Origin of the sequence: Lactonifactor sp. BIOML-A5, assembly GCF_009677585.1 — a bacterium.
In the GTDB taxonomy this organism is placed as follows: domain Bacteria; phylum Bacillota; class Clostridia; order Lachnospirales; family Lachnospiraceae; genus Lactonifactor.
In genome coordinates this window covers 177,136-197,933 of sequence record NZ_WKYV01000007.1, presented here as the reverse complement: position 1 = coordinate 197,933, position 20,798 = coordinate 177,136, and the positions used below count along the sequence as shown (strand labels likewise).

General features: G+C 47.2%; 23 protein-coding genes. All 23 read right to left on the bottom strand.

From position 1 onward, the window contains the following. Positions 1-4: 4 nt before the first annotated feature. The 23 genes from GKG41_RS08225 to acpP all read right to left on the bottom strand — a co-directional run bounded on the left by GKG41_RS08225 (position 5) and on the right by acpP (position 20,756). The gene (locus tag GKG41_RS08225) at positions 5-385 is read right to left on the bottom strand and encodes an Asp23/Gls24 family envelope stress response protein (protein ID WP_072850000.1); all 381 of its coding nucleotides are present in this window, start codon (positions 383-385) and stop codon (positions 5-7) included. Positions 386-534: 149 nt separating this feature from the next. Further along, positions 535-1,347 (bottom strand): hypothetical protein, encoded by an 813-nt coding sequence (locus tag GKG41_RS08220; protein WP_154258042.1) that lies wholly within the window; start codon positions 1,345-1,347, stop codon positions 535-537. A gap of 279 nt (positions 1,348-1,626) precedes the next feature. Then, positions 1,627-3,219, bottom strand: coding sequence for a peptide chain release factor 3 (locus GKG41_RS08215; RefSeq protein ID WP_226903327.1), 1,593 nt, complete (start codon positions 3,217-3,219; stop codon positions 1,627-1,629). 113 nt (positions 3,220-3,332) lie between these two features. Further along, on the bottom strand, positions 3,333-4,046 hold the full coding sequence (locus GKG41_RS08210; protein ID WP_347563280.1) for a SpoIIIAH-like family protein: 714 nt from the start codon (positions 4,044-4,046) through the stop codon (positions 3,333-3,335). Positions 4,047-4,058: 12 nt separating this feature from the next. Further along, positions 4,059-4,610 carry a stage III sporulation protein AG gene (locus GKG41_RS08205; RefSeq protein WP_319018748.1) on the bottom strand — a complete coding sequence of 184 codons (552 nt, stop codon included), beginning with the start codon at positions 4,608-4,610 and terminating at the stop codon, positions 4,059-4,061. Then, positions 4,535-4,846: a stage III sporulation protein AF gene (locus tag GKG41_RS08200; protein ID WP_154258041.1), complete on the bottom strand. Its 312-nt coding sequence runs from the start codon at positions 4,844-4,846 to the stop codon at positions 4,535-4,537. Before GKG41_RS08200 ends, GKG41_RS08205 begins: the two co-directional genes overlap by 76 nt. Positions 4,847-4,890: 44 nt before the next feature. Beyond that, positions 4,891-6,135 carry a stage III sporulation protein AE gene (locus GKG41_RS08195; RefSeq protein ID WP_154258040.1) on the bottom strand — a complete coding sequence of 415 codons (1,245 nt, stop codon included), beginning with the start codon at positions 6,133-6,135 and terminating at the stop codon, positions 4,891-4,893. Further along, the gene (locus GKG41_RS08190) at positions 6,132-6,518 is read right to left on the bottom strand and encodes a SpoIIIAC/SpoIIIAD family protein (protein WP_154258039.1); all 387 of its coding nucleotides are present in this window, start codon (positions 6,516-6,518) and stop codon (positions 6,132-6,134) included. The genes GKG41_RS08195 and GKG41_RS08190 overlap by 4 nt, the downstream gene beginning before the upstream one ends. Positions 6,519-6,542: 24 nt before the next feature. Further along, the gene (gene spoIIIAC / locus GKG41_RS08185; RefSeq protein ID WP_072850013.1) at positions 6,543-6,737 is read right to left on the bottom strand and encodes a stage III sporulation protein AC; all 195 of its coding nucleotides are present in this window, start codon (positions 6,735-6,737) and stop codon (positions 6,543-6,545) included. Positions 6,738-6,761: 24 nt separating this feature from the next. Further along, on the bottom strand, positions 6,762-7,280 hold the full coding sequence (locus GKG41_RS08180; protein WP_072850015.1) for a stage III sporulation protein AB: 519 nt from the start codon (positions 7,278-7,280) through the stop codon (positions 6,762-6,764). Further along, positions 7,277-8,245, bottom strand: coding sequence for a stage III sporulation protein AA (spoIIIAA, locus tag GKG41_RS08175; protein WP_319018751.1), 969 nt, complete (start codon positions 8,243-8,245; stop codon positions 7,277-7,279). Before spoIIIAA ends, GKG41_RS08180 begins: the two co-directional genes overlap by 4 nt. 33 nt (positions 8,246-8,278) lie before the next feature. Further along, positions 8,279-10,114, bottom strand: coding sequence for an ATP-dependent helicase (locus GKG41_RS08170; protein ID WP_154258038.1), 1,836 nt, complete (start codon positions 10,112-10,114; stop codon positions 8,279-8,281). Continuing rightward, on the bottom strand, positions 10,114-11,565 hold the full coding sequence (gltX, locus tag GKG41_RS08165; protein WP_154258037.1) for a glutamate--tRNA ligase: 1,452 nt from the start codon (positions 11,563-11,565) through the stop codon (positions 10,114-10,116). The genes GKG41_RS08170 and gltX overlap by 1 nt, the downstream gene beginning before the upstream one ends. Positions 11,566-11,590: 25 nt before the next feature. Next, complete coding sequence (locus tag GKG41_RS08160; RefSeq protein ID WP_154258036.1) at positions 11,591-12,316, bottom strand: Sir2 family NAD-dependent protein deacetylase; 726 nt, start codon at positions 12,314-12,316, stop codon at positions 11,591-11,593. A 118-nt stretch (positions 12,317-12,434) separates the two neighbouring features. Further along, a complete protein-coding gene (locus GKG41_RS08155; RefSeq protein ID WP_154258035.1) occupies positions 12,435-13,487 on the bottom strand; it encodes a nitronate monooxygenase family protein in 1,053 nt (350 codons plus the stop codon). Beyond that, a complete protein-coding gene (locus tag GKG41_RS08150) occupies positions 13,488-15,221 on the bottom strand; it encodes an acetyl-CoA carboxylase carboxyltransferase subunit alpha (RefSeq protein WP_154258034.1) in 1,734 nt (577 codons plus the stop codon). 12 nt (positions 15,222-15,233) lie between these two features. Further along, positions 15,234-16,574, bottom strand: a complete 1,341-nt coding sequence (locus tag GKG41_RS08145; RefSeq protein WP_154258033.1) for an acetyl-CoA carboxylase biotin carboxylase subunit — start codon at positions 16,572-16,574, stop codon at positions 15,234-15,236. Positions 16,575-16,582: 8 nt separating this feature from the next. Continuing rightward, a complete protein-coding gene (gene fabZ, locus GKG41_RS08140; RefSeq protein ID WP_154258032.1) occupies positions 16,583-17,011 on the bottom strand; it encodes a 3-hydroxyacyl-ACP dehydratase FabZ in 429 nt (142 codons plus the stop codon). A gap of 12 nt (positions 17,012-17,023) precedes the next feature. After that, positions 17,024-17,473, bottom strand: a complete 450-nt coding sequence (accB, locus tag GKG41_RS08135; RefSeq protein ID WP_154258031.1) for an acetyl-CoA carboxylase biotin carboxyl carrier protein — start codon at positions 17,471-17,473, stop codon at positions 17,024-17,026. Positions 17,474-17,485: 12 nt separating this feature from the next. After that, positions 17,486-18,721: a beta-ketoacyl-ACP synthase II gene (gene fabF, locus GKG41_RS08130; RefSeq protein ID WP_154258030.1), complete on the bottom strand. Its 1,236-nt coding sequence runs from the start codon at positions 18,719-18,721 to the stop codon at positions 17,486-17,488. A gap of 10 nt (positions 18,722-18,731) precedes the next feature. Next, positions 18,732-19,469, bottom strand: coding sequence for a 3-oxoacyl-[acyl-carrier-protein] reductase (gene fabG, locus GKG41_RS08125; RefSeq protein ID WP_154258029.1), 738 nt, complete (start codon positions 19,467-19,469; stop codon positions 18,732-18,734). 22 nt (positions 19,470-19,491) lie between these two features. Further along, positions 19,492-20,412, bottom strand: a complete 921-nt coding sequence (fabD, locus tag GKG41_RS08120; RefSeq protein WP_154258028.1) for an ACP S-malonyltransferase — start codon at positions 20,410-20,412, stop codon at positions 19,492-19,494. A gap of 110 nt (positions 20,413-20,522) precedes the next feature. Next, on the bottom strand, positions 20,523-20,756 hold the full coding sequence (gene acpP / locus GKG41_RS08115; RefSeq protein WP_154258027.1) for an acyl carrier protein: 234 nt from the start codon (positions 20,754-20,756) through the stop codon (positions 20,523-20,525). Between the last annotated feature and the right edge of the window lie 42 nt (positions 20,757-20,798).

Genomic DNA, 20,798 nt, shown 5'->3' with positions numbered 1-20,798 from the left:
AGGTCTACTTATTATTTTCCATCTCCACACTTGCAATGCGGACATTTACGTCGGATACTGTCAGTCCGGTCATATTTTCAATGGCCGTCTTCACTCTCTCCTGAACCTTCTTGCTTGTTTCCAGAATGTTATAGCCATAATCTATATTCAGCGCCAGATCCACACATACCACATCTTCCAGGACATCTACCTTGACGCCTTTGGACAGATTCTTCATCCCCAGCTTTCCTACCAGTTCATTCGTGATATTCCCGGCCATGGAAGCAACTCCCTCTACTTCTGTAGCAGCCAGGCCTGCAATAATTGCAACCACCTCATCTGCTATCTGTACTTCTCCCAAATTGCCGTTATCATGTATTTTATAGGTATTTCTTTTTTCTGCCATAATCAAAAACCTCCTAAGGCTATTCTCTTGCTGGTTATTATAACAAATTTCACCTGAAAATAAAAGGAGTATGGAAAAATTTAATTTATTGCTGGCTGAGCCTCAAAAACTATGCAGCACACCGCCGCGTCACCAGCTGACTTTTTTTGTTATTGCAGCGTCCCTACAGAGGCAAAAAAAGCATCCTTTGTTGCCGTACTATCATCTGTGTAAACCAGAATCCAGGTGATAAGTTTGTTATCCTGTTTTCTGGTACAGTAATCCTGATGCATATTTACATCCATATAGGTAACACTGGTAGCCATCTGCTGATAGTCCTGGCCACCAATGGATACTGTAGCAATCTCATCGGAGAATGTGTATTCCATCTCATCTGTGGTAAAACTCTGCAGCTCCGACTTTACTGCCTGAAGATACTGGTTCGCAGTAATATTTGCCATGGGGCTATCCTCAGTTAAAAGTGTAGCAGTAAAATCCTGGGTTGCATTTCTGGCAATAAGCTCATATACAGAAGTATCCTCCATCTCAGCCACGGCTGCCTGTCCTTCCTCGTTCATGTTCTCCTCGCCAGTATCCGCCACTTCCTGTATTTCCTCTTCAGTGAGGAATAACAGATCTTCCGGCAGAGTAATCTTCATATTCAGCCAACTGCTTTCATAGACATTGTCTGTCACTGTTCCCTTCACATAGGCCACCGCCGGTTCTTCCGTCTTCTCCGCTGGTTTTTCTGTCTTTTCTGCCGGTTCTTCTGCTTTTTCCGCCGGTTCTTCTGCTTTTTCCGTCGGTTCTTCTGACTTTGTGTCCTCCCTGGCTGTCTCCTCTGCCCTGGATTCCTCCTTTTTCTCGTCTGCCGCCTCTGTGTCTGTACCGGCTGTTTTTTCTTGTTTGTCATTCCCCCCGCAGCCAGCTGCAAAAGTACACATGGCCAAGATTCCAATCCATAGCAGCACTTTCTTCTTCATATCTTAATTCCTCCATATTAAGTTTTCTATCTCTATGGTACTAAGAAAAGGGAAAGCTGTCAATGTGAAGCTCGTGGTGTATAGTAAGCGAACGGAGAGGTGCAGACGGAGGTGTCCCCGGAAACCAGCCCTTCCTCCCGCCCGAACCAGCCAGCCCGCTGCCCCGGGATTTCTCTCACCGTCTCCCTGCCATCTCACCTCCCGGCATGAATCCCCCAGAGCTAAAATAAGTTACAAAAAAGGCACTGCTCCACATACCGTGTTACAGTGCCTTCCCCTCTAATTCTTACCAAACTCTGTCAACCGCAGTCCATCGTTTCTGTCCAGAGTCATTCCAATGCTCCAGCTGTTCACAAACAGAAGCAGCGGATTTCCTTTTAAATCCATAACCTTCTTCATATCTGAAGTTCCGGTTATCTTCTTGACATCTATCTCATCTTTGTTCTCTATCCAGCGGATATGTTCATAGGGAAGATTTTCCAGACGGATGTCTACCTTATATTCATTTTCCAGACGGTATTTTAATACATCAAACTGCAGGACACCTACCACCCCCACAATGATCTCTTCCATTCCCGTGTTCAGCTCCTGGAAGATCTGAATGGCGCCTTCCTGGGCAATCTGGTTGATTCCTTTGATGAATTGTTTTCTTTTCATGGTATCTAACTGGCGTACTCTGGCAAAATGCTCCGGAGCAAAAGTGGGAATTCCCTCGTAGGCAAATTTCTTATTGGGCATACAGATGGTATCCCCGATAGAAAATATGCCGGGATCAAATACGCCGATGATGTCTCCCGCATATGCCTCGTCTACAATATGTCGATCCTGGGCCATCATCTGCTGGGGTTGAGACAGGCGCATCTTCTTTTCCCCCTGTACGTGGTATACCTCCATCCCCGCATCAAACTTGCCGGAACAGATACGCATAAACGCAATTCTGTCCCTGTGGGCTTTGTTCATATTGGCCTGAATCTTGAAAACAAAGGCTGAAAACTCTTCCTTCATCGGATCGATGATACCGGCATCCGCTTTTCTGGGAAGGGGAGATGAGGTCATCTGCAGAAAATGCTTTAAAAATGTCTCCACGCCAAAGTTTGTCAGCGCCGACCCGAAAAACACAGGGGAAAGTTCGCCTTTGCTCACCTTTTCCAGATCAAACTCCGCACTGGCGCCGTCCAGCAGTTCGATTTCTTCCATTAAAAGTTCCTTAGCCGCTTCCCCCACGGCCTCGTCGAACTTAGGATCCTCTATGGGGATTTCATTTTCAACTCCCTCTTTTGTACCTTTCATAGTATCGGAGAAGGTCAGCACGCTTTTGCTGTTTCTGTCATAGATACCCTTGAATTCCTTTCCGGAACCAATGGGCCAGTTGATGGGACAGGTAGCAATCCCCAGCTCTTTTTCGATTTCATCCAGCAAATCAAAGGTATCGTTGGCATCTCTGTCCATCTTGTTAATAAATGTAAAAATAGGGATATGTCTCATGACACAGACTTTAAAAAGCTTTCTGGTCTGAGCTTCAACGCCTTTGGAACCGTCAATAACCATGACTGCAGAATCTGCAGCCATTAAGGTTCGATATGTGTCCTCCGAGAAATCCTGATGTCCCGGGGTATCCAGTATGTTAATGCAATAACCGTCGTAGTTAAACTGCAGTACAGAAGACGTGACAGAGATACCTCTCTCTTTTTCAATCTCCATCCAGTCAGACACTGCATGGCGGGCAGTTGCTTTTCCTTTTACTGACCCTGCCAGATTGATCGCCCCTCCGTAGAGAAGGAACTTTTCCGTAAGGGTGGTTTTACCAGCATCCGGATGAGAAATGATTGCAAATGTACGTCTCTTTTTTATTTCATTTGTATAATCAGGCACGATAGCATCCTCCTGTGCGAACTGTAATTTTCTTATTTTTCCAAAGTTACCGTGATTTTACACGCTCTGAATATTTTAGTATACCCGGGAAACGGTGTCAAGGGATTTTGAAATTACTCTTCCCCCTCAGTTCCGTCATCTGATGACTGTGCCTGGCTCATGGGAGTAATTACGATATTTTCAGGAGCCACGCTGGTTTTTCTCTTAACAATATCCTCAATCTGAGCCCTCTTAGCATCATCCAGCTCAGAGTCCGGTACTATGACGTCCGCAGAATCACTGGTAAGATTCACTACCACATTTTCAAATCCCTTTGCTTCCAGCAGCAGCTCGGCCGCCTCTTCCTGCTCTGCCAAATCTGTCATCTGTACCATGGATGCCACTGCTTCCTGTTTCTGCTCGTCAGAAATATTGGCATTGTTGATAATTTCCAGAAGAGTTTCTTTGTTGGCGGAGCGAACCTGTTCCCTGCTGATCTTGGCTTGTGCCACAAAGGTGGAAGCACCTGTAAGTACTGCCTCGCCCGGGGTCTCTACGTTAGCATCTGTCGCACTGGCATCTTCTGTATCCTGACTGTTTTCTTCCAGCAGGGCTGTCTCATCGGTAAGATCTGTGTCCAGACTGTCAATATCCTGAAGTACACTGTCCATATCTGCCGTGGTTTTAGAATCCTCATCGGATGAATTTTTAACATCTTCGGAGCTTGCTTTCTTAAGCGATTTGCCCATCCCCAGATGACTGTCCGAATAATTGATGTATCCGGCCACTGCTATCATGATTGCCAGGGCAGTAATAATTACCTGATTTTTCTTAAAAATTTTCTTCACTTGGATTCTCCTCTATTTCATTTTCATTACTTTAATTTTATGGGCTTCCACCTGAAATAATGCCATAACTGCCTCCCGAATATTTTGATTTACCACTGCATTATCACCTCCCTGGGCAATCACCAGCACACCTTTGATTCGGGGCAGTATCTCTGTGGAAACATAGGGAGTTTGATTTCCCTTGGAATCTTTCGCATATACCGTGGCATCCGAATCTTTTTCCACCACTTTTTCTCCCGTATCTTCAAATGTAAGCACAACCTGTACCTTTCCGATCCCCTCCACATTGGAAAGAGCCTGTTCCAGCTCTGTCTCCATCTGCCTCCCAGTAAGTTCCCGGGTGTCTGATTTTTCTGTATCCGGAAGAGACGTTTCACTGGTGCTGTCCTTTTCCTTTTCTTTTGTGGGCAATGCAATGATCAGCAGCAGTATTCCCACCAGAAGCACTACTACCAGCTGTTCCTTTTTTAAATTCTTAGGCAGTCCGTTTATTGTGTCATCCCCTCCTCCTGATACATTTTTACATTGTATTTCTCTTCCAGTTCCTGGGCGTAATCCTCCCACTGCTGCAGCTGACGGGATTCCTCCTCCTGAAGATAGTCATAAAAAGAAGTCTCTATCCGTTCATTGATATTCAGGAATTGAAGAATAGGGGACAGTAATAACAGCATCAGCAAAATCCCCATAAAGTACTGTACATATTTCCGGTAGCTGTTATCCGGCATGAAGTTGAGCACCGCAGACAGAAAGATAAAAAAATACGCCAGATTTTCCATCCATTTGTAGATTTGCTGGGTCATTTCTTGTCCCTCCCCTGTTGGAAAATATGCGCCGTATTCCGTAATTATGTCTGAAAAAATGATGTGGCAAGTATAGCAATTGTGATCATGAACAACACCTCAACGGTAAGAAGTACTCTTAACAGCAGGGCGCACCCTTCCCCGATAGTACTCAGGCAGCCCACCATCCGCTTGTCCGATATGGGCTGGGTAAGAGCTGCCAGAAATTTATACAGAATCGTGGTAAAGCCCATTTTAACCAGAGGGGAGAGGCCCAGAATAACCAAAACTATAATTGCCACTACCCCAAGGCAATTGCGCACCAGCACGGAAGTGCCCAGTACTACCTCCGTCACCGCATCCACCGCATTCCCAATACCGGGAATGGCGCTGGCAGTCTTCCCCAAAAAGGTTCTCTTCAGGGAATCCAGTGCAGGGGTGACCATATTCTGTACCACCTGAAGCCCTACCACCACTGCCAGGCAGGTTCTCAGGGTCCACTCAATCAATGTCTTCATCAATTCTGCCATCTTCGAGAGAAAATCTTCACTGTGAAGATAATTTACAAGCTCAAGAAGTACGAACACATTGATGCCGGGGAGGATCACTGTGAGCAGCAGGACCTGCACCAGGTAGATTAGAATCAGCACCATTTCATAAAACATCATGGCTGTCCCTGCCCCGGTAGAAACTGTGATGGCCAGAAAATACGCTGGCGCCAGAGCCTTCATAAAAGTGGTAAGTCCAGTAAGCGTATCATGTACCTGGCTGCTTAGGGTGCCGAAGGAATGGATCAGCACTGCCAGAAGAAGCATATAAATCATGTAAAAGCTAATCTCCCCAATCTGGCCATTCTCAAAAACGTTGGAAAAATTAGTAAACAGCGCTGCAAGCAAAACCAGCAAAAGCACATGGACCATCGTCTCCTTCTCCACGGAGAAGGAGGTAAGCAGCACCTGCTGTATGACTTCCCTGAAATTCTCTTTGGTAAAGATCTGTTCTCCGTTCATCAGCCGTTCCATGGCCGTTCCCAGATCGAAGCTGTTCTCTCCAAGAAGTTCTGTGATAGCTTCCTGCACCTGATTCAGGTCCATATCCTCCATCATACTGTCTTCGATCTCTCTGCCCTTGTCCTCCATGGCTTCCTGCATCTGAAGCTCCTCCTGGGTCTTTTCTGACTCCGAAGGAGGTACTGCTTCGATGATTTCTTCCTCCTGTTCCGACGCGCAGACAGACTGGATATTTCCCAGAACCAATAGAAAAAGCACAGCGGCGGCCAGTCCGATGCGAAAGGGAGCATGGCCTATCATGACAGAAACCCATGTATGGTCTCCATAACAGCCAGAAGAACAGGCATACTGATGACCATAATGTATAATTTACTAAATACCTCTATCTGATTGCCGATAGAGCCATACCCGGCATCTTTGCAGATTCCGGAAGTAAACTGGCCGATATAAGTAATTCCTATCATTTTCAGCAGCGTAGTCAGATAGGACGTGCTGATCGGAAGGTATTCCTGAAGCTGGCTTACGGAATCAAAGAGATATTCCAGCTTCCCTATGGCATATGTAAAAATACACAGGCTGACTCCCAGGCTGATATAAATAGAATACTCCGGTTTTACCCCCTTCAGGAAAATGCCCAGAAGAATTCCAGCCATCCCGAGAATAGCTACTTTTATCATCTCCATGTGTTCCACCACCTCTTTTCCCGTTTACAGGGAGAATAAATCTTTTATGGTTTGAAATAAATCATAGATATAGGGAAGTACCCAGAATAAAACTAGGATTAATCCCGCAAGGCTGGTTAAGAATGCCTGTTCCTCTCTCTGGCTGTGCTTCAATACCATACATAATACGGATACCAGGATTCCCACTGCCGCTATTTTAAATAAGAGACTTACTTCCAACTTCCCCTCCCCCTTTGTACAGATTTATGCCAGTGCAATGGCCAGAAACAGTCCGCCCATCACGCCCAGGCTCTGATAGATTCTCTTTTTAGCCGGAATGGTAGCCTCGATTTCTTTCAATTCCAGTTCCAGCTCCTGCTGGTACAGTTCCAGCGTGCTTATCTGCATGGCAATATCCAGGTATCCCAGATACTGGCCAATCTGTTTTAGACTTTCTTTATCTTTTGGGGTAAGGCTGCTGGATGACAGATGTTCATCCACACCTTCTGCGAAAAGCTCCTGAAAGGTCCGGCCATCGTATTGGCAGGCCTTGCGGGCCACTTCTGTAAGAAATAAATGGAAAGGTTCCGGAAGCTTCTGACCGATCTGGTCCAGAGCCTCCGGCAATGTAGATTTGCCATAGGAGATTTCCCCCTTTAAAAAGAGAAGCAGTCTCCTGATAGTTTTCAGCTGCTGGTATCTCTTTGTCAGAGACAGGCTCATCAGATATCCGATGCCGGAAGATGCACCTATCACGAGACAGATTCCTATCACTTTGATCATGATGTACCACTCCCCTGATAGAGGCAGCTGCCTCTGGCATCATAGATTGCATGTACAGTTCCCGCCTGTTTTTCTTTTTTCAGAATCACATACCTGTCAAAGATACGTTCATTCATCAGACGTTGCATAAGAGGCTTTCTCTTAATATCCTCTATGGTGCTTCCGTGAACTGTGGCCAGCAGTCTGCAGCCGCAGTGGATTACGGATTCAATGGCGTGGATGTCCTCATAATCCCCCAGCTCGTCTACCGCCACTACTGAGGGTGACATGGAGCGGATCAGCATCATCATCCCCTCGGCTTTTGGACAGCAGTCCAGGATATCCGTCCGTATCCCCAGGTCATTCTGGGCAATGCCCAGATAGGATCCTCCGATCTCGGATCGCTCATCCACCACCCCCACAGTGATCCCGGGAAATTTATCCCAGCCGTCAGAGATCTGGCGGATAATATCCCGGAGCATAGTAGTCTTTCCACATCTGGGCGGAGATATAAGAAGTGTGTGATAAATGGTATCTTCCTGTATCAGATAGGGCATAATCGCTGTGGCGCAGCCTTTTATCTGATGGGACAGGCGTAGGTTTACATAAGAAATATATTTCACACTTTTCACCTTGTCCCCCTCCATGACAGCCTTTCCCGCGATTCCCACACGGTGGCCTCCCTGAATGGTGATAAATCCCTGGCGGACTTCATCCTCAAAGGCATACAGGGAATAACTGCTTACATACCCCATAGTCTCTTTCACTTCCTGGGCACTGACCAGATATGCGTTTTCTCTCCTATGTGTAAACTGCCCCTCCCGGGTCAGGAAATATTCTGTACCCTGGTAAACTACAATCAAAGGAGCATTGACCCGAAGACGTATTTCATAGACATTGTCCATATCCATCCGGGCTTTGGACAGAATCCCCCTGACTGACAGAGGAAATAATTGAATAATGGGTTCTTTCTTAATGTTCCTCACCTCTTTAAAACAATATATGAGGACAATCTGTTTTTAGAAGGAGAAATTCGTATTTCTGACTTTCATCTCTTTCAGGAAACGGGACATCTCCTGTTTTTCGTCGGAATAGCACAGGTGAAGCCTCTTTCTGGCTCTCGTCATACCCACATAAAAAAGCCGCCGCTCTTCTTCAATCTCCTCTTCCAGCACCGCTTTGTGATAAGGCATTACCCCTTCGTTTACATCCAGTATGTAAACCTCATCATACTCCAGCCCTTTGATGCTGTGCAGAGTGGAAATGGTAACTCCCTCTTTTTGTTCCGACTGGTGTTTTGCCTGCTCTTTCAGCTTTTCGGAGAATTCTTCCATGTGGGCAAACCATGCCTCAAAAGTTCGGTATCCCTTGGTACTGTCATGTATCTCTTTCAGGGTTTCCAGCAGGTCTTCCGCTTTTATCCTGCGGTACACTGCGTACTCTTTCAGGTAGGCTTCGTATCCTATCCCATTTCGGATATAGTTCACCGCTCCATAAGGAGTCATGCCTTTTATTATCCTGAGATCCTCCTCCAGCCGGTCAATCCTGTCGCACATCCATTCCTTATCCTCATAATACCAGCGCAGCCCTTCAAAAGAAAATTCACCGGAGTCCACCGAATCCCGTGACAGATAACGGTTGGGCCGGTTCATAATCTGATAAAAGTTTTTTCTGCTTCTGTCACCCAGAGCAATCTGGATATATACCAGCAGGTCCCTGGTAATCCAGTGCTCATAGAGATTGGGCAGCAGATCTCTCATATGAAAAGGAAGCTGGTATTCCATGAGCATTTCCACCAGATATCTTGCCCCCAGGTTGGTCCGAAACAAGACGGCTATTTCTTCCAGAGGCTTTTTAGCTTCTTTTGCCTTAAGTATCCGATCCCTCACCCAGCGGTTTTCCTGGATTTCTGTTTCGAATCCCCTGACTTCGATGGGGTCCCCCAGCTCATTTATGGTTTTTATCTCCTTGGGAAAACGCTCCTGATTGTGATGGATTACATTCTGGCTGGCTTCCAGTATTCTTTTGGTGGATCGGTAATTACAGCCCAAAGTTACGCTCTCTGCATCCGGATATTCTTGCGGAAACTGAAGCATAATCTGAGGCTTGGCTCCCCGGAAGCCATAGATGGACTGGTCATCATCCCCCACTATGAAGAGATGGTTTTGAGGCAGCGCCAGAATCTTTATTATCTCATACTGTAGTTTATTAATATCCTGAAATTCATCTACCAGGATATACTTGAACTTATTCTGCCAGGCTTTCCTTATGTCCTCCCGCTGCATGAGCAGTTCATAGCACCACACCAGCATATCGTCAAAATCCAGGAGTCTGGCACTCCTGCATTTTTTCTGGTAGCCCCTGTAGATATCCCGGAATGTCTCCTCGGGACAGGCCGCAGAATAGTAATGTTCCAGGGCAATCCTCCCTGTCTTTACTGTACTGATCTCCCCGATAATATCTGCAATAAGTTCTTTTTCATCCTCGATTTCCAGCCGGCTGCTGCGTATCAGTTCTCTTAAAATGCCGTATTTTTGTTCTTCCCCGATGATATTCCGGGCATTCAGCCCGTAGGCATGGCGGAGGATTCCATAGAACACACCGTGAAAGGTTCCAAAGGTGACCTGTGTGGAGGCAGTTTGAGATAAACGCAAAAAGCGCTCCTTCATCTCTCTGGCAGCGGCTTTTGTAAACGTCACTACCAGAATAGAGGAAGGAGACACCTGATATTCCCCAATCAACTGGTGAACCCGGCGGGTTAAGACAGTAGTCTTCCCGGAACCGGGTCCCGCCAGACACAGAAAGGGGCCCTTATAATGCATGATTGCAGTTTTTTGTGATTCGTTATATTCCATTAAGCACCTAATTTTACAATTGCAGCCTGAATCCTGCGGATAGATTCCTCTTTGCCCAGCAGTTCCAGAATCTCTGTCGCCCCGGCGGGTGTCATCTGTTTTCCGGAGAGGGCTGTGCGGACAGGCCACAGCACATAGCCATTTTTGTATCCTTTTTCCTTTGCAAATCCGCACAAAATCTCATAGAGTGCGTCATTGCTGTAATCATCTTGTGCCTCCAGCACAGGGAATACTTCTTGCAGCAGACTAAGGGAGGATTCTGGAGTTGTCTTCATTTTTTTATGGCGGTACATCTCTGTGTCATATTCCAGAACATCTTCCACAAAATCGATTAATTCCGGAATTTCCGGGAATACCTCTATCCTTGTTTTCACCATCTCAGCTACTTTTTTAAGATCTACCTTCCGGCTCAGAGTTTTCTGAATAAAAGGAAGTGCTCTCTCATAAAACTGGTCAAACTCCATGGCTTTAATGTATTCCCCGTTCATCCATTTCAATTTGACAATATCAAACACAGCCGGTGATTTGCTCATATGATGATAGTCAAAGACCTGCACCAGTTCCTCCAGGGAATAAATCTCCCGGTTCTCCTCCGGGCTCCATCCCAGAAGCGCAACGTAATTGACAATAGCCTCTGTCACAAACCCCTGATCGATGAGATCCTCATAGGATGAGTGTCCGGACCGCTTACTCAGCTTTTTATGTTCCTCGTTGGTAATCAAAGGGCAGTGCACATAGGTGGGGATCTCCCATCCGAAGGCTTCGTAGATTCTGTTGTATTTTGGGGCAGAGGAGAGATATTCATTGCCTCTAACCACATGAGTGATTCCCATCAGGTGATCATCCACTACATTTGCGAAATTATAGGTAGGGTATCCATCAGATTTCATCAGAATCAGATCGTCTAGTTCCTCATTGGGCACAGTGATTTCCCCGTAGATATCATCCCGGAAGGTTGTAGTGCCTTCGGAGGGCATATTGAAGCGGATGACGTAGGGAACTCCAGTCTTCAGCTTTTCTTCTATCTCCTCTTTCGTGAGAGAGAGACAGTGCTTGTCATACATGGCGATCTCTTTGCCTGCCACATTTGTCCGAAGGGATTCCAGGCGTTCTTTATCGCAGAAGCAGTAATAGGCATCCCCCTGCGCAATCAGCTGCTCTGCATATTTTTTATAAATCCCCAGAGCATTTCTCTCACTCTGGACATAAGGACCCACTCCCCCATCTTTATCCGGTCCTTCATCGTGGAGCAGGCCCGTCTCTTCCAGGGTGTGGTAGATTATCTCCAGAGCACCTTCCACAAAGCGTTCCTGATCCGTGTCTTCGATTCTCAGCATAAAGCTGCCGTTCTCGTGTTTTGCAATCAGATAGGCATATAAAGCCGTCCTTAAATTTCCTACGTGCATTCTCCCTGTAGGACTTGGGGCAAATCTTGTTTTTACTGTACTCATCGTGATTCTCCTGGTTCTTTTATATTTAATGATAGATCTTCGGCAGGATCTCGTCCGGACTGCCGTGATAAACGAAATCAGCATTGGCATCGCTGAAATGGGGTTCCCTGTTAATCAGAATCAGCTTTTCTCCCATAAAGTACTTCAAACAGGTCTGACACAGGTAGGAATGAAGGGTAGAACCGATAACCAGAAGGGTATCTGCCTTGCGGATCTCATCTGCCGCTCTGGAAATCAGATAATTATCTACCATCTCCCCCACCAGCCTTACTTGAGGTCTGACCGGTACATTACATTTATGGCACATGGGGATGTCTCTGCTTTTCAGCATATACTCAAAGGGAAAAACCTGACCGCAGTGGGGGCATTTATTGCTGTATATATTCCCGTGGAATTCGATGACATTTTTACATCCTGCCCTCTTTGCCAGAGAAAATATCTCTCTGGTAACAATTGCATTCAGTTTGCCGTCCTCTTCCATGCGGGCCAGCGTCTTAAGCCCCTCCCCCGGCGTTCCCGGGCTTGCCAGTATTTCGTTGCGATAGAAATCAAAAAACTGCTTGGTGCGGGTAGTATAAAACACAGAGCTGAACATTTCATCCGGGGAATAACCGTACTTTTCTTCGATTGCATAGGCACTGCTGTCGCTTCGGTAATTCATACAGCCGCAGTCCTCACATATTGTGATTCCCTCCAGACATACTACATTTCTACTTTCATCCAAAACATTCCGAATACTATCCAAATTCATTCTATCGCCCCTCTTTTTATTGCTGTTATCTTTTTCCTCAAAAAAGGGTACATGGTATGAACCAGTACCCCATTGCAGACATATTATACCCTAAGTGCTATTTTTTTTCAAGCATCAGTTAAGCCAGTTCCTGGAAAATATCCTTCACATGTTCCAGCCTTCTACAGCGGTAAGCATTGGCTCCGCAGAACAGCAATCCATTGTCCACATTCCCCTCTACCGCCTGAACCAGGGCGTCCGTGATGCAGTATGGAATTTCTTTTGGTCTGCAGGTAGTGATGCAGTGATAACAATATGGGATCGGCTGTCTTTCCGCCTGCACCCGTTCCATAAACGCATTTTTTATCGCTCTTCCCGGCATGCCCACAGGGCTCTGTACGATACAGATGTCTTCTTTTTCTGCCTCAAGATAAGCCTGCTTGTATGCGGGACTGGCATCGCACTCATAGGTGGTGACGAATCGGGTGCCCATCTGTACCCCGTCCGCACCGAGACTGAGCGCATGATCCATATCCTCTCGGTCAAAGATGCCTCCTGCTACCACTACGGGGATCTCTTTCCCAAACTTCTCTTCATATTCTTTGGTCTGACGGATAATGGATCGGATGACAGAATCATAGTCCAGTGCTTCCATATCCGAGAGCTCTTCCTTTGTGAATCCCAGATGTCCCCCTGCTTTCGGCCCCTCTATGACAACCAGGTCCGGGGCCCTGTGATATTTCCTGTCCCACATTTTGCAGATCACATGCAGTGATTTCAGGGATGATACAATAGGCGCTATCTTTGTCTTAGTATTCTCCACCATCCTTGGGAGATCAATGGGCAGGCCGGCCCCTGAGATAATCAAATCAATACCTGCAGACACCGCTGTTTTTACATAGTCCTGATAGTGCTGGGTGGCTACCATAATATTTACTCCGATAATCCCCCCCTGAGCCAATTCTCTTGCTTTTGCAATTTCCTTTTTTACAGCCCGGAAATTTGCATCCATAGGATTTTTCTTAAAATCTTCCTCTCTCCACCCAATCTGTGCTGTGGATATTACACCCACGCCGCCGGCTGCCGCTACGCTTCCTGCCAGGCCTCCCAGGCTGACACCGACGCCCATTCCTCCCTGAATCACTGGAATGCGGGCCGTAAGTTCTCCTATTTTTAAGGGTTTTCTGTCCATTTACATCCTCCTAAACCTTTCATAGCGCAGTGCGGCTATCTCCTCGGGATTCTTCTTATCCATCCGGCAAAGGAAGGATTTCATCTCTTTTTTCAGTTCCTCTGCGATCTCTCCCAGATTGTCAAGGCTGGCGGGGACTGGTTCCGTGATAATACGCTCAATGATCCGCAGATGGTAAAGGTCTGAGGCTGTTATCTTCATAACCTCTGAGGCCTCCGGCGCCATCTTGCTGTCTTTCCATAGGATAGAGGCAAACCCTTCCGGTGACAAAATGGAATACGTGGCATTTTCCATCATCCAGACTTCATTTGCCACAGCCAGGGCCAGCGCCCCTCCGCTTCCTCCCTCCCCGATCACAATACTCAGAACGGGAACCTTTAAATCAGACATCTCCATAAGATTTCTGGCTATCGCTTCCCCCTGTCCCCTTTCTTCTGCTTCGATTCCGCAGAACGCGCCCGGTGTATCTATAAAATTAATAACCGGACGGTTAAATTTCTCTGCCTGCTTCATCAGACGCAGCGCTTTCCGGTATCCCTCGGGGGAGGGCATACCGAAGTTGCAGCGGATATTATCCTTTGTTTTTTTTCCCTTCTGCACTCCAATGACAGTAACCGGCTGGCCGTCCAGAAGTCCCAGACCGCCTACAATGGCTCCGTCATCCCGAAATGCCCGGTCTCCGTGAAGCTCCAGGAATTCATCAAAGACTGCATGTATATAATCCAGACTGGAAGGCCGCCCGGCGTCTCTTGCAATCTGAACCCGCTCCCAGGCTCCAATCTCTTTTCCTCCGTCTCTGTGCTTTCCCTGCTTCTTTTCCGAACTTTTTTCCTGTATTTCGGAAAGAGGAGTCCGACTGAACTGTGTATAAGACCTGTTTCTCTTGTGCAGACGCACCAGCCCCAGAAGGGTACTTTTCTGTTTCTCTCTGGTCACTATACCGTCTATTATCCCATGCTCTACCAGAAATTCTGCCCTCTGAAATCCCTCCGGCAGTTTCTGTCCAATGGTCTGCTGTATCACTCTGGGACCGGCAAAGCCGATGAGCGCACCGGGTTCTGCCAGAATAATGTCTCCCAGCATAGCAAAGCTGGCGGTAACTCCCCCTGTGGTGGGATCTGTCAGTACAGGCAGGTAGAGCAGCCCTGCCAGGCTGTGTCGTTTGATTGCCGCTGATGTCTTCGCCATCTGCATAAGGGACACCATTCCCTCCTGCATTCTTGCACCTCCGGAGCAGCAGTAAAGAATTACGGGAAGCTTTTCCTCTGTTGCCCGCTCAATGGAACTGGTGATCTTTTCTCCTACCACATATCCCATGCTTCCCATTAAAAATCTTGCGTCACAGACACCGATCACCACAGATTCCCCTTCGATCTTGGCTTTCCCGATTCGTACCGCCTCGTCCAGATGTGTCTTTTCCTGCACCTGCGCAATCTTCTCCTCATAATCAGGATAATCGAGAGGATTCGACACTGGCATCCCGGCAAACCATTCCTCAAAAGTACCTTTATCCACAATCATCTTAATCCTGGTCTTTGCCTTCATGCGGAAATATCCCTGGCATTTTGGGCATACATAGTGATTCTTCACCACATCTTCCTTATATATTACCTCTTTGCATTTGGGACACTTCATCCAGAGTCCTTCCGGAACAGAGGGGGAAGAGGGTTCCTCCCTGGTTCCCGACAGTGTAATATAATTGCTTTTTTTGAATAATTCTTTTAAACGGGCCATTTTTTACACTCCTTACTCGTAATGCTCCTGGATAAAATGAGTCGTCACATTCCCTGTTATAAAGTCCTCCTGGTTCAGAATATCATACTGAAAATCCAGATTCGTGCTGAGTCCTTCTATGATAACCTCTCCCAGAGTACTGCGCATCTTGGCAATGGCGGACTCTCTGTCTTTGTCATATACAATCACTTTCATGATCATAGAGTCGTAATTCGGAGGAATGGCATACCCCGTATATACGGCAGTGTCAATTCGCACCCCGTTACCCCCGGGCACGTGAAGGTTTTCTATGGTACCCGGACAGGGCATAAAATTTCTGGTCGGATCTTCTGCATTGATTCTGCACTCTATAGCATGCCCCCGCAGAGAGATGTCCTCCTGCCTGACGCTTAAAGGCAGACCTGCAGCGATGGAAATCTGCTCTTTTATAAGATCAACCCCTGAGACAAATTCTGTCACCGGATGCTCTACCTGGATTCTCGTATTCATTTCCATAAAAAAGAATTCACCTGTTCTGTCCAAAAGGAATTCTATGGTACCTGCATTCTCATACCCGACTGCTCTGGCAGCCAGGACGGCGGTCCTGCCTATCTCTTCTCTCTGGCTGGGGGTTATTGCACAGGAGGGGGACTCCTCAATCAGCTTCTGATGCCGCCTCTGAACGGAACAGTCTCTTTCTCCAAGCTGCACCACATTTCCAAATTTGTCTGCGATAATCTGCACCTCTATATGTCTTGGCCTTCCCACATACCGCTCCAGATACATAGTATCGTCTCCAAAGGCATTGATAGATTCTCTCTGGGCCGTATTAAAATTATCCGGGAACTCTTCCTCTGATTCTGCAATACGCATTCCCTTGCCTCCTCCTCCGGAGGAGGCCTTGATCATAACAGGATAGCCAATCTGCCTTGCAGCTTCCAGGGCAGCTTCCAGGGTGTATACAGGCTCTCTGGTCCCCGGCACCACCGGCACACCGGCCTCCATCATAGTTCTCCTGGCCTCAGACTTATTGCCCATTTTATTAATCAGGGTTGCAGAGGGTCCGATAAATGCTACATTGCATTTTTCACACATTTCTACAAACTTACTGTTCTCCGATAAGAAGCCAAATCCCGGATGAATAGCTTCTGCCTTGGTAGCAATGGTAGCGCTCAGGATTCTTTCCATGTTCAGATAACTTTCTGAGGCCTGGGCCGGACCAATGCATACGGCCTCATCTGCAAGCTGTGTATGCAGGGCATCCCTGTCAGCCTCTGAATAGACCGCCACCGTTTGTATTCCCAATTCTCTGCAGGCTCTGATAATCCTTACGGCAATCTCTCCCCGGTTGGCAATTAATATTTTCTGAAACATACAAACTCCTAACTGATTGCAAAGGTAAGCTCTGCAACCGCTGTAATCTTCCCTTTTTGGTTGGTGGCCTTTGCAGCCCCTACGCCGATGGGACCTTTTTGCTTTATGATCTCAATCTCCAGGGTCAATACATCCCCCGGCAGCACTTTTTCTTTGAATTTTGCCGATTTAATAGAAGCAAAAAATGCAGTTTTGCCCTTGAACTCTGGCTTGCTTAAAATAGCCACCGCCCCAAGCTGGGCCAGCGCTTCAATCTCCAGGACACCGGGCATCACCGGCTGTCCCGGAAAATGTCCGGCAAAGTAAGGCTCATTAAAGCTGACACATTTTGTTCCTTTTGCCCTCACTCCAGGCTCCAGCTCCTGTACGGTGTCTATCAGTAAAAATGGCTGTCTGTGAGGTATAATCTCCATAATCTCCTTGGTCCCCAGTTCCATTGGCATCTCCCCCTATCTAATCACGAACAGCAGCTGTCCGTATTCTACTACCTGTTCATTTTCTGCTAAAACCTGCTCTACCACGCCGTCATATTCTGATTCAATTTCATTCATCAGCTTCATGGCTTCTACAATTCCAAGCACCTGTCCCTTTTTTACCGTATCTCCCACATGGACAAAAGGACCTGCATCCGGAGAAGCCGCGTTATAAAAGGTACCTACCAGAGGGGCTTTTACAACTTTGCCTGAAAGAATCTCCTGCCCCTCTTCCTCTATCTTTACAGAAACGTCAGACACATTCTGTGCCGCCGGCACAGTGTCCAGAACAGCCGGCACAGCAGCAAATTTCGGCTGCTTATTCGTTTTCATGGATATTTTCAAATCCTTATCTTCCATTTGAAACTGTGTCAGTGAGGAATCACTGACGGTACGGATTAATGTAATAATCTTATCAAATTCCATTCTCATACCCTCCTATTCTGTGTACTTTTTCACCAGCAGACTGGCGTTGTGTCCGCCAAATCCCAGGGAATTGGTAAGGGCATATGGCACATCCATCTCAATTCCATGCCCTGTCACATAATCAAGGTCACATTCTTCATCCGGTACCTGGTATCCCACGGTTTCATGGACATAGCTGTCCTGTATGGATTTTACACAGGTGATAAATTCCACTGCTCCGGCGGCCCCCAGCAGGTGTCCAATCATGGATTTGGTAGAATTCACCTTTAGATTTTTAGCGTGCTCCTGAAACAGTTTCTTAATTGCCCTTGTCTCAAACAAGTCATTGTGATGGGTGCTCGTGCCGTGGGCGTTAATATACGGCACATCCTCAGGAGCGATTCCTGCCTCCCGGATGGCATGTTCCATGGCTCTGGCCGCGCCTTCTCCGTCTTCTGCAGGAGATGTGATGTGGTAGGCGTCACTGGTAGTACCATATCCGGCCACTTCTGCCAGTATTCCAGCGCCTCTGGCCTTTGCATGCTCCAGTTCCTCCAGGACTACGACACCTGCCCCTTCCCCCATAACGAAACCATCTCTTTCTTTGTCAAAGGGGATAGAACAGCGTCCCGGATCTGTGGATGTGGACAGCGCCGTCAGCGCAGCGAATCCGCCGATACCGATGGGAGTCACCGATGCCTCTGTGCCTCCGGCTACCATAATATCAGCCTCTCCCAGCTGGATCGTCCGGTATGCTTCTCCGATGCTGTTGGTTCCTGTTGCACAGGCGGTTACCACATTGATGCTTTTCCCCTTCAGCCCAAACTGAATGGAGACATTTCCTGCTGCCATATTGGAGATCATCAGGGGAACCAGAAGTGGATTCACACGGTTCGGTCCTTTTTCCAGGAGCTTTGTGTGTTCCCGTTCCATAGCCTGGAGACTTCCAATCCCCGATCCCACAGCACAGCCAACCCGGTAGGGATCTTCCTCCTCAAGACAATAGCCTGACTGTTCAATGGCTTCCTTTGCCGCCGCCACCGCATACTGGCAGAACAGTTCCATTCTCTTTGCAGCCTTAAAATCCATGTATTCCTTACCCACAAAGCCTTTCACTTCTGCTGCCAGATGGGCTTTGTATTCAGATGCGTCAAACTTTGTTATCTCTCCAAATCCAGTCTTCCCGGCCTTCACTCCTGTCCAAAACTCTTCTACATTCAGCCCCAGAGGGGTAATGGCTCCCATTCCTGTCACTACTACTCTCTTCATTTTGTCCCTCCTACATGCTCATGCCGCCATCAACACTGATGACCTGGCCGGTAATATAATCTGCATTCTCAGAAGCCAGAAACGCCACCATCCGAGCAACATCCTCAGGACTCCCAAAGCGCCCCAGAGGAATCTGGCTTTCCGCGTATTTCTTCACTTCCTCACTTAAGACTTCTGTCATCTCTGTGGCAATAAAGCCGGGAGCTACCGCGTTCACTGTAATACCTCTGCTTGCCAGTTCTCTGGCCATGGATTTTGTGAGTCCGATCACCCCAGCCTTAGATGCGGAATAATTGGCCTGACCCGCATTGCCCATAACTCCCGAGACTGAAGAAATATTGATAATTTTTCCCCCGCGCTGCTTCAGCATCTGGCGCGACGTATGTCGTATGGTATTAAAAGTTCCTTTCAGATTCGTTGCGATGACCTCGTCAAATTCTTCTTCTTTCATCTTCATTGCCAGATTGTCTCTGGTGATTCCTGCATTGTTCACCAATATATCCAGGGAACCATAAGCTTTTACGATCCCTGTGATCATCTCCTGGCAGGCTGCATAGTCAGCTACGCTGCACTGCCATACAGCCCCGTCCCCTCCTGCTTCCTTTATTTCTCTGACTACCTCTTCTGCCCGTTCCCGGGATCCGTTATAATTTACTACCACAAATATGCCTTCTTTTGCAAGCGTGAGGGCTATGGCTCTTCCGATGCCCCTGGACGCTCCTGTCACTAAAGCTATGTTTCCTTTCATATCCAATTCCTTTCTCACAGGCCTAAGCCAGGTGTTCCATTACCTTCTGAAAATCTTCTGTATTCTGTATATTCATTACTGTCACATCCCCGCTGATTTTTCTGATAAACCCGCTGAGAGTTTTTCCGGGCCCGATCTCCACAAAGGTATCCACACCCCCGGCTATCATCTTCTCTACGCTTTGCTGCCACCTTACAGAGGAGGAAACCTGCCGGACAAGCAGATCCTTTACACAGCCGCTGTCCTCTACGTATTCTGCTGTAACATTCGTTACATAGGGAGTTTCTATGGGATATATCTCTGCCTTTTTTAATTCCTCCCGGAGTCTTTCGCCTGCACCGGCCAGCAGCTTGGAATGGAAGGGGCCGGATACCTTGAGAGGGACAATCCTTCTGGCGCCCGCCTCTTTTAGTTTTACTCCCGCAGTCTCCACAGCTGCCGCCTCTCCAGTTATTACAATCTGTCCCGGGCAATTATAATTAGCTACAGAAACCGTACCCGTAACAGCATCACAGATCTTGGCAATCGCATCTCCGTCCAGCCCCATGACAGCTGCCATGGCCCCTCCAAAAGGAACTGCCTCCTGCATAAAGATTCCCCTCTTTCTCACAAGGGCGAATGCATCCTCTAACGTCAGGGCTTTGGATGCCACCAGGGCTCCGTACTCTCCCAGACTCAGCCCGGCGTTCACACAAGAGGAGAGTCCGGTTTCCTCCACTGCTTTTAGAATGGCTGCGGATACCGTCAGCATAGCAATCTGCGTGTATTCCGTAATATTCAAACGGCTATTTTCCGTAAAACAAAGTTCCGGAAGATCTAGTCCCGTTACCTGTGCGGAGCAGTCGAACACCGCCTTACAGACGGGCATCTTTTCATAGAAATCCTGACCCATCCCTGCATACTGGGCTCCCTGTCCCGGAAAAACAAATGCAATTTTATTCATCTCTGAGAACTCCTTTGTGCGTAAAATATTTTGTATATCAAACTATATGTTTATAAAAAAATCCGGCTTGCCGGATTCACATGTATTCCTTATAGAGAAAGGTGTGGGCTTTATGCCTCCACACCTTTATTTTTCAGATACTCCATAACAGCGCCCACAGTTGTCAGCTCCTGCAGCTCCTCAGCAGGAATCTCTACGGAGTATTCATCTTCAAGAGCCATCACTAATTCAAATAAATCCAAAGAATCTGCTCCAAGATCATCCTTGAAGGATGTCTCCGGAGTAATGGTACCTTCTTCGCAATTTAACTGTTCAGCAATGATTTCTCTCATTTTTTCTAACATATTCATAATCTCCTTTAATTAAACTTTAACATACAGGGATAA

Excerpts from the sequence above, each read along its gene's own strand:
- GKG41_RS08225 (WP_072850000.1), bottom strand. The coding sequence starts at position 385 with ATGGCAGAAAAAAGAAATACCTATAAAATACATGATAACGGCAATTTG.
- GKG41_RS08220 (WP_154258042.1), bottom strand. The coding sequence starts at position 1,347 with ATGAAGAAGAAAGTGCTGCTATGGATTGGAATCTTGGCCATGTGTACT.
- GKG41_RS08200 (WP_154258041.1), bottom strand. The coding sequence starts at position 4,846 with ATGACCCAGCAAATCTACAAATGGATGGAAAATCTGGCGTATTTTTTT.
- GKG41_RS08195 (WP_154258040.1), bottom strand. The coding sequence starts at position 6,135 with ATGATAGGCCATGCTCCCTTTCGCATCGGACTGGCCGCCGCTGTGCTT.
- GKG41_RS08190 (WP_154258039.1), bottom strand. The coding sequence starts at position 6,518 with ATGGAGATGATAAAAGTAGCTATTCTCGGGATGGCTGGAATTCTTCTG.
- GKG41_RS08180 (WP_072850015.1), bottom strand. The coding sequence starts at position 7,280 with ATGATCAAAGTGATAGGAATCTGTCTCGTGATAGGTGCATCTTCCGGC.
- GKG41_RS08170 (WP_154258038.1), bottom strand. The coding sequence starts at position 10,114 with ATGGAATATAACGAATCACAAAAAACTGCAATCATGCATTATAAGGGC.
- gltX (WP_154258037.1), bottom strand. The coding sequence starts at position 11,565 with ATGAGTACAGTAAAAACAAGATTTGCCCCAAGTCCTACAGGGAGAATG.
- GKG41_RS08160 (WP_154258036.1), bottom strand. The coding sequence starts at position 12,316 with ATGAATTTGGATAGTATTCGGAATGTTTTGGATGAAAGTAGAAATGTA.
- GKG41_RS08155 (WP_154258035.1), bottom strand. The coding sequence starts at position 13,487 with ATGGACAGAAAACCCTTAAAAATAGGAGAACTTACGGCCCGCATTCCA.
- GKG41_RS08150 (WP_154258034.1), bottom strand. The coding sequence starts at position 15,221 with ATGGCCCGTTTAAAAGAATTATTCAAAAAAAGCAATTATATTACACTG.
- GKG41_RS08145 (WP_154258033.1), bottom strand. The coding sequence starts at position 16,574 with ATGTTTCAGAAAATATTAATTGCCAACCGGGGAGAGATTGCCGTAAGG.
- fabZ (WP_154258032.1), bottom strand. The coding sequence starts at position 17,011 with ATGGAACTGGGGACCAAGGAGATTATGGAGATTATACCTCACAGACAG.
- accB (WP_154258031.1), bottom strand. The coding sequence starts at position 17,473 with ATGGAATTTGATAAGATTATTACATTAATCCGTACCGTCAGTGATTCC.
- fabF (WP_154258030.1), bottom strand. The coding sequence starts at position 18,721 with ATGAAGAGAGTAGTAGTGACAGGAATGGGAGCCATTACCCCTCTGGGG.
- fabG (WP_154258029.1), bottom strand. The coding sequence starts at position 19,469 with ATGAAAGGAAACATAGCTTTAGTGACAGGAGCGTCCAGGGGCATCGGA.
- fabD (WP_154258028.1), bottom strand. The coding sequence starts at position 20,412 with ATGAATAAAATTGCATTTGTTTTTCCGGGACAGGGAGCCCAGTATGCA.
- acpP (WP_154258027.1), bottom strand. The coding sequence starts at position 20,756 with ATGTTAGAAAAAATGAGAGAAATCATTGCTGAACAGTTAAATTGCGAA.